Raw genomic sequence first — 11,480 nt, forward strand, 5'->3', positions numbered from 1 at the left:
ACGGTAGCCGCCTGTTCGGTTACGTATTGCTCTTCAGAGCCGGAAGACTTCGGCACTCAGGCGCGTCCTTTTGATGCGCCAATGCACTATATCGAAGAGCGAAAAATCATTTGAAACGACGTTGCTGGACCTGTCGTTAAAAGGCGGCTCTGGTCGTCTGCCCGCCGACTGGAGCAATAGCCAGATCAAGTCCGTTGGTTGGATATCAAGCTTGGTGATTCGGAGACACGAGATCAAGATGCAGGCCAGTGTTGCTCACATTGGGATGGCGCGATCGGTTTCGCTGCAACACCATCAATATGGAGAGCATCACCCATCTTCGACGCGCCTGGTCGGAACTCAACATAATCCGTCCAACGACCAGCAGGAAACTAATCATGCGCTCCGTCATGTTGATGAATGCCAAAGGTGGATGCGGCAAAACCACACTGGCCACCAATCTTGCAACCTGGTATGCAGACGAAGGTCTCAAGGTGGCACTCGCCGATTTCGATCCCCAGAAATCCTCACTGGACTGGCTAGAGGCGCGTCAGGACTACGCCGGCATCCCCGACATCCAGGCGATCGATGCCACCGGCGAACCCATCAAGACAAAGAAGGGAACCGACCTGCTGATCATGGACGCCCCGGCCGGCACCCATGGCAAGGCGATCAACAAGATGTTGAAGCGGGTCGATACCCTGGTCCTCCCGGTACTGCCTTCGCCCATCGACATCCGGGCCTGCAGCCGCTTTCTCGAAGAGTTACTGAGTAGCAACCGGATCTCCCGGCATCAGACCCGCATCGGCATCGTCGCCAACCGGGTACATGAAAAGACCATCATCTACCACGAGTTGGAAAAATTTCTCGGCCACCTCAAGGTGCCGGTGATCACCCATCTGAGAGAGAGCAAAAATTACATCCAGTCGGCAGAGCGGGGTTTGGGCATTTTCGAACTGGCGCCCTCACAGGTCTATCAGGATGTCATACTCTGGGATGCGTTGTTCGACTGGCTCGATATCAAGATCTGAAGCAGAACCGCCCCGGAGATGTAGGATGTGCTGAACGTAGCGATGCGCATCAGTCTTGTTTGATGCGGTTCGCTTTACTCGGTAATTGCTCCTGCATTACTCTACCTCCTGCATCCCTGCAGTCGTCACCGCATCCTACAGGTTTCCTCTGCGTTTTCAGGAGCATTTCCGAACGAGCCTATTTGGCCTTTTCGGCCTGGCTCTGCAGTAAGGCTCTGTGCAACAGCAGTTGATCTGGCACGCCGGTCTCTTCCATCCCCACAGTCTTCTGAAACTTCATGATTGCGTCCCGCATCTTGTTTCCGTAGGCGCCATCAATGGCTCCATCGTAGTATTTGTTCTCTTTCAGCCAGGTCTGCAACCGCTCCAAAACCTCTTTATAAAGATAAGCCTTGTGCTCACCATTCTTGGCCTCCACCACCGGTGACAGGGAGACGATGCGATTACTCTTCATGGCTCTGGCCAGACTGGCTACCGCCACATAGAAACGCTGCTCCGGATTAGCTTTGCAATGCACCGCCAGCATCGTGCCAAGATAGACCGCGTTGCCCCAGGGAACGACATCGTAGGTATCTTTGGCATATTGACTGGTCGCCGTCAGGTATCCCTCCATCCAACCCAAAAACGCAGCGTATTTACCCTCGGCTTTGGCCTTCTCCTCTACATATTGACTGCAGGTGGCCAAACCCATGCTTCTGACAGAAAACTTCCCCTCACTATCAGCCGCCCATGCCTGGGACTGGATCATCCCCATTAGCAACACGCCGGTGGCGATCCACTTGTTTAACATCGCGCTTCTACTCCTAACGATTAATCGGACAAAAAAAAAGCTATACGGTTACCCGTATAGCTGGAGTTTACTACGTAGATCCCGTCCTCCGACGGATTATTATTTTTTCAAGCACAATTCCAATTCAAATTATCTGAAACGGCGAGTCGGCGGCCTAATGCTTCCCGTCACTTCAATTGGCTAATGATTCAGATTGTGTTTCTAGCCTCGGCTATAAGCCTTGTCATAACTAGTAGCAAGCACCGTGCCACTAAATAATTTTCTTTATTATTCAAACTGTTATGAATTTCACCATTTGACTGGCAAGCAAACCTGTAAAAGAATCCGACAGTATATTGGGGGGGGTCAAAAGGGAAGGTTTGAGAACTTTTTACGCTACAAACCTCAAGTCATTGTTTTTTAATGCGTTAGAGCAATGGCATGTAAACTCAAGAGATTTAAACGACTGTAAAATATCCTGACAATGTTTTTTAGCCCTGATTATTGCCACCCTGCGCTTAATCCAGCGAGGCAGGCAACCCCTCTGCCAGAGTGGGGTAGCGCAGAACGACATCCAGCTCATCGACCATTTTGCGGTTACTCAGCCGCCGGGACTCTCCCAGATAGGAGAGCATGCCAGGGGACAACCGCCGCTTCGCCTCTGCCAGAGAGATAACAGGGGGGCGGGCAAGTCCAAGAAAATCCGCCACTTGGTTAAAGTAGGCCGTCATGGTGCCGGGGTGTCCATCACTTACGTTGTAGACCTCATCTGAACACCCCCGCGCCATCGCCGCCAGGCAGATAGCCACCAGATCTTGGGAATGAATGTGGTTGGTTATGGGCGAGTCAGTTTCCGCCACCATCGGTGTCCCCGACTGCAACCGCTTTACCGGTAGTTTGCCCGGACCGTAGATCCCGGCCACACGGAGAATCACCAGCTCACCGCCACCCGACAGACTCCAATCACGCCAGCGCCGTTCAGCATCCAGTCGACGCCAGGCCCGATCAGCCCTGGGAGAGGGTGGACGCTGTTCATCCACCCACTCCCCATTACAGTCACCATATACACCTGTGGTGCTCAGGTAGACCACCCGGTGCGGATGCCCGGTTTCAGCCATCGCTCGAATCAGTGCCGCCACCCGTTTATCTTCAGTACCTTTACCCGGCGGAGGGGCAAAATAGAAGAGTGAATGGCCCTCAACGACAGGAAGGGAAATTGCAGAATCATCCAGATCAACCGCCACGGAATCCAACCCCAACCCTTGAAGATTTCGGGCGCTGGCACGGCTCCGCACCCAGCAGGAGACACTGAATTCCTCCACCGGCAGACGAAGCGCAACCCGGTGACCAATGTCTCCGCAACCAACAATAGTGACTTTCTGCATTACCCAATCAACTCCCCGGTTTAATTCCTGACTAAAATAGGCGAGAATTATTCGTTTACTGTTTTCTTGCCTGAATTCGTAGATTCAGGCTCTTACTCAATACCAAGGAATCCCATGAGTTTCAAAGTTCACGTCGAACCCAGCGGTCACGAATTCAGCGTGGATGCTAACGAAAGCATCCTGGACGCAGCCGTAAGACAGGGGGTCAACCTCGCATACGGCTGCCGCAATGGTTTTTGCGGAGAGTGCAAAAGTACGCTGCTCGAAGGTGACGTGAGCTATACAGACGGCACCCCGCCAGCACTGGAGGAACTGCCGGAAAACAGCTGCCTGACCTGTAAGGCGATACCTTCCACCGATATCCGTCTAGAGTCAAAAGAGATCGTCGAGGCGGCGGATATCGAGATTCGCGAGTTTCCCTGTCGGGTGGATAAGATCGAGCACCTTAACGATGACGTGATCCGCCTCTACCTTAAACTTCCGGAGGGCGAGCGACTGCAGTTTCTGGCCGGACAATATCTCAATTTCATTCTTGAAGATGGTAGCAAACGGGCGTTCTCCATCGCCAATGCACCGCACAACGACGACTTTATCGAACTGCACATCCGCCATGTTGCCGGTGGCTCTTTCACCGATTTCCTCTTCGACGGCATGGAGGAGAAGACCATTCTGCGACTGGAGGCCCCCCTGGGCAGTTACTTTCTGCGCGAAGAGTCATCCCGACCCATCATCTTCATGGGAGGCGGTACCGGCTTTGCGCCGTTGAAAGGCATTATCGAACACGCCTTCGAGATCGGCATCGATCGGCCCATGCACCTCTACTGGGGAGTTCGCGCCAAACAGGATCTCTATCTGCCTGAGATGCCTGAAGCCTGGGCGCGGGAGCATGCCAACTTCAGCTACACACCGGTCCTCTCTGAACCCGATACAGATTGGGAAGGGAAAAACGGCTGGGTACACGACCAGGTAATCAGCGACACCCCGGATCTGAGCGGCCACGAAGTCTACATGAGCGGTCCACCCCCCATGATCCAGGCGGGAAAGGAGACCTTCCTCGCACACGGACTGAGTGAAGAACACCTCTTTTCAGACTCTTTCGAGTATGGCGCCGCAGCAAAACAACGGCGGGCGGAAAACGGATAAGAGGCGTGGTCTTAGGAGGCTGTCGGGTTTCATAGGACCTGATAGCCTGCCTGCTGTAGCGCCTTGCCATGATCACCGATCAACGCCTTCAGTCGATCCAATTGATTGTCCTGCTGCACATCTTCATGCATGCATTCGATAAAAATCGAATTCTTGTCTCGCAAATAATCGAAATAGCGTCCAATACCTGGCAAGTAGATAGTCCATAGCCTCTCACTCTGTTACTCCAGCGCTTCAGAGCGGATAATAGTGGACGGATCCCGGCCTTGCCGGCTATGAAGGAGAAACACCATGCAATCCGATCCGGAAAAACTGCTCAAACAGCACGCAAAGCTCGTTCACTCCGACATGCTCAAGGTGGTCTCTCATGTGCAGCGGGATGAGGGGGAGTGGGTCGTCAACACGCTGATGCTGGAGGGACAAGAGGTTCCCTTCAGCTATAAACGCAAACGAAGATACAAGAACATCGCCGGTCAACGGGTCAACCTGACCTACTATCCGGGAATCAAGATAGTTGCCGGCATAGAGCTTGAAGTGATGAATGTGGTAAGGATCAAGATCGCCTGAGGAGAAGTTTGGTCACTCCGCCAATATCCTGCCTCCTAGCCATGAATCAGTCTGACCCGAAACGAACGTCCCTTCAATTTTCCTTCACCTAATTTTTTCAGTGCCGGTTGAACAACGTCCTGACTGACGGCCACATAAGCCCAGTTATCAAAAATTTGAATCTTTCCGACCTGTTTTCCGGCAATGCCGTTTTTTCCGGTCAAAGCGCCCAGAATATCCCCAGGGCGAACTTTTTGTTTTTTTCCGCCGTCAATTTGCAGCGTTGCCATTGAGGGTTTCATTGTCGGCTTTTCCAACAAGCTGAGCGGCGGCAAAGGCTCGCTATCTAAGATCGGGTCTACATTTGCGTCCAGGGAAGCGACCTTATAACTCTCTTTTTCGCTATACAATGAGTACGCGGTTCCTTTGCTTCCAGCTCGACCTGTGCGACCAATACGGTGAACATGACCTTCAGACTCATGTGCTATGTGGTAATTGATTACAGCATCCAGCGCATCAATATCCAGACCACGGGCAGCGACATCGGTAGCAACAAGAATCGAGACGCTTTTGTTGGCAAACCGCACCAATGTTTGATCACGATCTCTCTGTTCAAGATCGCCATGCAAGGCGAGCGCACTAAAACCAAGATGAAGTAACTCATCTGCCACTTCCTGGGTTTCCCGTTTGGTATTGCAAAATACCAAGGTGGATTCAGGGCGATGTTGCAAAAGCAGCAGACGCAGAGCTGTCAAACGGTGCTCATTATTCTCCACCTTGAAAAAATGCTGCTGGATACTGGCATTATCGTGCGTGGAAGCCACTTGCACCATGACGGGTTTAACCATGATGCGCTTGGCGACAGACTGGATTTGATCTGGAAAGGTTGCACTAAATAACAGGGTTTGGCGCTGATCGGGGGTCTGATCGATGATGGCATCCAGCGCTGCCTGAAATCCCATATCAAGCATGCGATCGGCTTCATCGAGGATGAGCATATTCACATTATTCAGCTTAAGCGTGCCTTTATTCAAATGATCCTCTATGCGACCGGGGGTTCCAACAATAATATGGGCGCCATGTTCCAGTGAGCCAATCTGGGGACCGATCGACACACCGCCGCATAAGGTCAATACCTTGATATTGTGGATAGCCCGGGCCAATCTCCGAATCTCTTTTGCAACCTGATCGGCAAGTTCACGGGTCGGACAAAGCACCAGTGATTGCACGCGAAAACGCTTTACATCAAGCTTTTCCAGCAGGCCAAGACCGAACGCAGCGGTTTTCCCCGAGCCGGTTTTTCCCTGGGCGATAACATCTTTTCCCGCCAGAATATGCGGCAGGCTCTGTGCTTGTATGGGCGTCATCTCCTCATAACCAAGAGAGGATAAGTTTTTAAGCAGAGCGGCATGCAGATTAAGCGTTGAGAATGCTGATTGGCTCAATGTGTTTTTCCTGTGTTGGTGCTGGGGCGACTATGTTGATTGTTAAGTTTTAAACCGCTTAAACCTGTCTCGGCGTTTTGAGTGGTTTCCATACAGACGCGATTTCCTGTTCAACGCCAGGACGGTATTTAAGCTGTAGCCCTTTGAGAAAATTACGCAAGACCTGGTCTTTGCAATCACGGTAGTGTTTATGACCTGGTTTACGAAAAAACGCGCTTAATTCATGTTTACTGATACGCAACCCAGTCAGCCCTAAAATTTCCAATACATCTTCGTTTTTCAGGTTTAAGGCGATTTTTAATTTTCTGAAAATGCCGTTGTTGGTTAAACGCTGCTCCGGTTCAGGTTGTACCCCCTCTTTTTTTCCTCGTTTGTCATTGATCAAACCATTCAGAAAAATTGCCAGTTGAGTGTCGCTACATTGTTGATACGCGGGATCATCCTCTTTTTTTAACCAATCGCTAATCTGCCCCCGGGTGACCTGATAGTCGGCCAAGCCAAATAGAACAATCATTTTCGAATCGTTAAAGTCGAAGGTATAGCGGATACGGCGCAAGATATCGTTATTGGTCACAAGTATGCTCTGATCAAGAAATAATAGAGGGGTAATTGGATCTGGGTAGTCACGGAGTCTGCGTGAGCGGCCCCTCATCAAAAATCGGGGCAGGCAAAGCATCCATCTCGCCTAAGAACTCTCCACTCCCAGCAGTAATTCTGACGACTGTTTGCTGTTTGTCTCTACGGAGGCAGGCAACTGTTTCACCATATCCTGTAACGTCGCCGGACCTGTCGATAAAGATAATCCCGAGCGATAGCAGTCCATCGCGGCCTCTGATTCGTCCATCTGCTCCAGCAACGCCCCGAGTTCCCGGTAGGCCTCAGGTGACGGCGCAAGTCCGATCCTGGCTTCGAGATAACTCCTCGCCTTACCCCAGAGTTTGCAGCGAAGACAGAGGCGGGCGAGGGTCAACAACAGCACAGGATCATCCGCATGCTCCGGCAACCAGCTTTCGGCCAAAGCAAGACGCTGAGCGGGGTCACCCCCCCCGATCGCAGCGAACAGCGTCACAAGCCGGTCACTCCAGGTGTGTCGCAGATAGTCGATGATGATCCTTTCGGCCTGATCGCCCGTACCCCGCTCTGTCTGCAGTTCACAGTAGACCTCCACCAACGCCTGGTTGCCGCGCAGTGAACGGGGCAGTTGATTCCATAACCTCAGCAGCACGAGTTGATCACTCTCCCCGGCGGCCTTGCGCAGCCGCTCCAGATAGACCCGGCTCTCCAACTCAAGCTGCTCATCCTGCGTAATGACCTTGCGGCGGCGCAACTCTGGTAGCAGGCCCTCCAGTTTGTCCCACTCACCCAGGTCTTCGTAGAGCTTCTTCAACAACTTCAGGACATAGGCGTGTTTCGGCGCCAGGGTGCGCACATGCATGAGGGTCGCCAACGCCTGCTCATATTGCTGGTGGGCAAGCTGCAACTCCGCCTGGGTGAGACCGACCGCCACATCTGCCGCCGGCATGCTTTCGTGGGCCAGGTTCAGGTAGTGGTCCCGGCGCTCATGGGCGCCCTGCAACTGCGCCGCCCGGGCTGCGGCCAGGTAGTTGAGCAACGGCGTCTCAGACTGGCTCGCGTAACGCAGCAGGTGCTTCTCTGCCGGTTCCCAGCGTCCTTCTGCTAGCTCCACCAGCCCCTGGGTCAGAGCCTGCTGAGCCTTGCGTGTCCGGCGGTGTCCCCGCCAATCGTGCACCTGCCCCGGAAAGGCCCAGAGACGGGAGAGAGATCTCAGCAACAGGTAGAAGAGCACAAACAACAGCGCTCCCGCCAGGACGAAGAGCGCCAGACTGCCCTCTATCGTCCAGTGTCCATAGCCGATGAGCACATAGCCGTTGTCCTCTTTCACCCACAGGGTCAAAGTGGCGGCGAACAGCAGGGCAACAAAACCGGCGATGAGGGACTTCACTGCCTCTCCCCCTGTTTCTCAAGCACCTTGCGGCGCGCATGCAGGGTGCGCAGGGAACCGGAGATATCCGGCAGATCGGGCAGCAGCACCTCCCGGCCCAAACCTTGCAATTGCGCCATAAATGCCTGCACCTCTCCCGCCTGCATCTCAAAATTGCCCTCGATCCATTCGGCGGCAGTCGTCAGACTGTCGCGGTAGAGTCCCGCATCTCGCGCCAGCAGGGCCACCTTCGCCCCTTCAAGTTTCAACTGCAGATTCTGGAAGAGAAAATAGCGCTGTTCGGGCGGCAGCATGGCAGCAATAGGTCGATCGTGATGCCGCACCACCATCATCGATTTAAACCCCTCCCAGAGGTCGTCGAGAATCTTCCGCAGATTGAAGCCTTCGGCTGTCAGCGGCTCCATGCTCTCTGATGCCTGCGCCGGGCGTGGCGTTATACCGCCCTGATCCCGCAGGGGCAGCTGATCCACCTGCTTGATCAACCCACCAATACGGGCACTCAGGCCAGCCATATCCACAATGGGCGCTATCTTCAATGCAGCTATCTCGCGGGCCACCTGTTCCCGCACGCTGTTCCATGCTGGATCGAGCGTGTCGCGCAAGCGTGAATCGGCTGCCTCCAGCGCGGTGATACTGGTAGCCACATCACCCTCCAGGGTGAGACGGTGGTTCGCCACCCGCATCAGGTATTCCGCCTCTGATATACGCCACTGCCCCTGATCGCTGCCAAGCCTGCGTTGCATATCCGACAGGGAGTCGTCCATCTGGATCCGTTGCGCCTGCATGGCATCTTGAGCCTGCTGCCATTGCTGGTGTTGATCCGCCAGTGCCTGGCGCTGGGATTCGATCTGCTGCTGTTGCAGCTCAAAGACACGGCGGGTCTCTTCCAGACCGGCGGCAAAAGTCGACTGCTCTTGCGCCCTGCGGGTCAGGTCTGTATCGATCCGCTGCAACGACTGCTGCAGCGACTGTTGCATCTCCTGCCAGTAGCCGTGGCCGATGAACAGTCCGATACCGACCGCCAGCAGCGCAATCACTGCCAGCACCACCGCCAGTTTCGAGAGGTTGCCAGACGATGGGCGCGATCCCAAGTCTGTTGGCTGTGCTTCACTATCGGCCCCGACAACCGGCTCGATGGACTCATCGACCCGCTCCCGCTCAGTTGCCGTTTTCCCCTGTTCTGTCATGACTCAGTGATACCGTTTGTTATGCGGCCATAGGCCACTTATCGATGCTGTTTCTCTATCTTTTGCCTGATCCGCTGCGCTTGATCAGGCCTGCGAATCTTACTCTGGATACAGACTAGTTGGTCTCCATCCGCCACTCACAGAGCCGCCGAACGATAGACTCGTCATCGGCGCCATCGGCCAGCACTATCTGTTCAAATCCCATCCGCTGTGCCTCTGCCACCATACGCGGACTGATCACCAGCAGCGGGGTTGCACGTAACCTCTGCCGACCGGCCTCTCCCAGCAGTGCGGCCAGACTGGCGAGAATATCGTTGCTCGTGGCCGTCACCACCTGAACCGTCCGGGACCAGCCGGCCAGCAAGGGAGCTACATCCACCACCCGCCGCTGCCGCCGATAGACCTCGGCATAGCTCACCTCGGCCCCCCGTTGTTTCAGGGTCTCACCCAGCAGCGCCCGGCCACCCACGCCCCGCACAATGACAATCCGCTTGCCAACGACCTGTTGCAGCTCTGGGGTTGCCAGCAGCCCTTCGCTGTCGAAGCGCACCGACGGAACCACATCCGGCGGATAACCTGCCTGCAGCAACACTCGTGCAGTTCCCTTGCCGACCGATGCCAATCGGATGCCATCGGGCAACCGCTCTCCATGCAGCAGCTGCAGCCCGAAGGTGACCGCATTGGGACTAACGAAGATCAGGGTGTCCCCTGTCTCCATACCCAGCAATAACCGGGCGGCGTCCGCATCTTCTGTCGAGTCTATCCTGATCGCCGGGAAAGGAAGCGCCTTTCCGCCACTCGCCTCGATCCGCTCGCACAGCCCCCCCGCCTGATGCTCAGGCCGGGTGACAAGCACCCCGATGCCCCGCAGGTCGCAACTCACATTCAGTCAGTCTGCTTCGTAGAGGGTCGCCAGAATCTCATCGGCGCCCCAATCGAGCAGTTTCTCCGCCAACCCGAATCCCATCTGTTCCGCTTCGGCGGTGGTGCCCTCCACCTCGCCGCGAAGAATACGGCTGCCATCCGGCTCTCCCACCAGACCGCGCAACCAGAGAACCCCATTCTCCAGCATCGCGTACCCCGCAATGGGCACCTGGCAGCCGCCCATCAAGCGATGGTTCATCGCCCTTTCTGCGGTAACACAATAGGCGGTCTCCTGATGGTGCAGGGGCGCAAGCAGCGTGTTGATCCGCTCATCGTCGCTACGGCACTCGATCCCAACCGCCCCTTGACCGATCGCGGGAAGACTCTGCTCCGGGCCGATGGTGGCGGTGATGCGATCCTCGAAACCGAGACGAATCAACCCGGCCGTGGCGAGGATGATGGCATCGTATTCCCCATCGTCGAGTTTTCGCAGGCGGGTGTTGACGTTGCCCCGCAACGGTTTGATCACCAGATCCGGTCGCAGCTCGGCGAGCTGGCACTGACGGCGCAGGCTGGAGGTGCCGATGCAACTGCCTTCCTGCAGTTCATCGAAGCCCTTGAAGTTATTGGAGACGAAGGCATCCCGGGGATCCTCGCGCTGCATGATGACCGGCAGATGCAGCCCTTCCGGCAGCTCCACCGGTACATCTTTCATGGAGTGGACCGCGATATCGGCCCGGCCTTCCAGCATGCCCTGTTCCAACTCCTTGACGAACAGCCCCTTGCCGCCGATCTTGGCCAGGGGGGTGTCCAGTATCTTGTCGCCCTGGGTCTTCATACCCACCAGTTCAATCTTGATGCCGGGGTGCGCTTTTCCAAGTTCAGCGGCCACATGTTCAGCCTGCCACATGGCAAGGGGGGAGACTCGGGTGGCGATACGGATGGTCTTCTGGGGCATGTTAAAGGGGCCTCGATATTAATAATGCCGGTATTATTGTTTTCTGAAGATCTGATCCCGGAAGGGCTTACAGCCAAATCCAGCCCAGACAGGCCTATGCTAAAGCCTGCCTTGCCTGCAAGCAATTTATTATCTGATCAGTTCGCATCATAGCCTCGTAGGTTGGGTTAGGCGCACATCACCGCAATGATCAGTCATTTCCACTAATGC

The 11,480-nt window shown here is 55.0% G+C and carries 12 protein-coding genes; 3 read left to right on the forward strand and 9 right to left on the reverse strand.

Annotation, left to right across the window (positions count from 1 at the left end; genetic code table 11):
• Positions 1-248 precede the first annotated feature (248 nt).
• A complete protein-coding gene (locus tag G9Q73_RS17410; RefSeq protein ID WP_369408919.1) occupies positions 249-1,010 on the forward strand; it encodes a nucleotide-binding protein in 762 nt (253 codons plus the stop codon).
• Positions 1,011-1,188: 178 nt separating this feature from the next.
• Here G9Q73_RS17410 and G9Q73_RS17415 read toward each other — a convergent pair whose 3' ends face one another.
• Both G9Q73_RS17415 and G9Q73_RS17420 read right to left on the reverse strand, forming a co-directional pair.
• Complete coding sequence (locus G9Q73_RS17415; protein WP_177420906.1) at positions 1,189-1,800, reverse strand: peptidoglycan-binding domain-containing protein; 612 nt, start codon at positions 1,798-1,800, stop codon at positions 1,189-1,191.
• 497 nt (positions 1,801-2,297) lie between these two features.
• Entirely contained in the window at positions 2,298-3,164 is an 867-nt protein-coding gene (locus tag G9Q73_RS17420; RefSeq protein WP_177420907.1) for an SDR family oxidoreductase, read from the reverse strand.
• A gap of 114 nt (positions 3,165-3,278) precedes the next feature.
• Here G9Q73_RS17420 and G9Q73_RS17425 point away from each other — a divergent pair, with 114 nt between their 5' ends.
• Positions 3,279-4,307: a CDP-6-deoxy-delta-3,4-glucoseen reductase gene (locus tag G9Q73_RS17425; RefSeq protein ID WP_177420908.1), complete on the forward strand. Its 1,029-nt coding sequence runs from the start codon at positions 3,279-3,281 to the stop codon at positions 4,305-4,307.
• A 29-nt stretch (positions 4,308-4,336) separates the two neighbouring features.
• On the opposite strand, the gene G9Q73_RS19250 is transcribed toward G9Q73_RS17425, so the two are convergent.
• Positions 4,337-4,501 (reverse strand): hypothetical protein, encoded by a 165-nt coding sequence (locus tag G9Q73_RS19250; protein WP_177420909.1) that lies wholly within the window; start codon positions 4,499-4,501, stop codon positions 4,337-4,339.
• Between the two features lie 97 nt (positions 4,502-4,598).
• Here G9Q73_RS19250 and G9Q73_RS17430 point away from each other — a divergent pair, with 97 nt between their 5' ends.
• The gene (locus tag G9Q73_RS17430) at positions 4,599-4,874 is read left to right on the forward strand and encodes a hypothetical protein (protein ID WP_177420910.1); all 276 of its coding nucleotides are present in this window, start codon (positions 4,599-4,601) and stop codon (positions 4,872-4,874) included.
• Positions 4,875-4,909: 35 nt separating this feature from the next.
• Here the strand turns inward: G9Q73_RS17430 and dbpA are convergent, their stop codons facing one another.
• From dbpA to hemC, 6 genes are all read right to left on the reverse strand, one after another.
• Complete coding sequence (dbpA, locus tag G9Q73_RS17435) at positions 4,910-6,298, reverse strand: ATP-dependent RNA helicase DbpA (RefSeq protein ID WP_177420911.1); 1,389 nt, start codon at positions 6,296-6,298, stop codon at positions 4,910-4,912.
• Positions 6,299-6,356: 58 nt separating this feature from the next.
• Complete coding sequence (locus tag G9Q73_RS17440; protein WP_177420912.1) at positions 6,357-6,872, reverse strand: YehS family protein; 516 nt, start codon at positions 6,870-6,872, stop codon at positions 6,357-6,359.
• 111 nt (positions 6,873-6,983) lie between these two features.
• Positions 6,984-8,261 carry a heme biosynthesis HemY N-terminal domain-containing protein gene (locus G9Q73_RS17445; RefSeq protein ID WP_177420913.1) on the reverse strand — a complete coding sequence of 426 codons (1,278 nt, stop codon included), beginning with the start codon at positions 8,259-8,261 and terminating at the stop codon, positions 6,984-6,986.
• A complete protein-coding gene (locus tag G9Q73_RS17450; protein WP_177420914.1) occupies positions 8,258-9,448 on the reverse strand; it encodes a uroporphyrinogen-III C-methyltransferase in 1,191 nt (396 codons plus the stop codon). Before G9Q73_RS17450 ends, G9Q73_RS17445 begins: the two co-directional genes overlap by 4 nt.
• A gap of 115 nt (positions 9,449-9,563) precedes the next feature.
• Positions 9,564-10,331, reverse strand: coding sequence for a uroporphyrinogen-III synthase (locus G9Q73_RS17455; RefSeq protein WP_369408920.1), 768 nt, complete (start codon positions 10,329-10,331; stop codon positions 9,564-9,566).
• Between the two features lie 6 nt (positions 10,332-10,337).
• Positions 10,338-11,270, reverse strand: a complete 933-nt coding sequence (gene hemC, locus G9Q73_RS17460) for a hydroxymethylbilane synthase (protein ID WP_177420915.1) — start codon at positions 11,268-11,270, stop codon at positions 10,338-10,340.
• Positions 11,271-11,480 lie beyond the last annotated feature (210 nt).

The organism is endosymbiont of Lamellibrachia barhami (genome assembly GCF_011947365.2).
Lineage (GTDB): Bacteria > Pseudomonadota > Gammaproteobacteria > Chromatiales > Chromatiaceae > QGON01.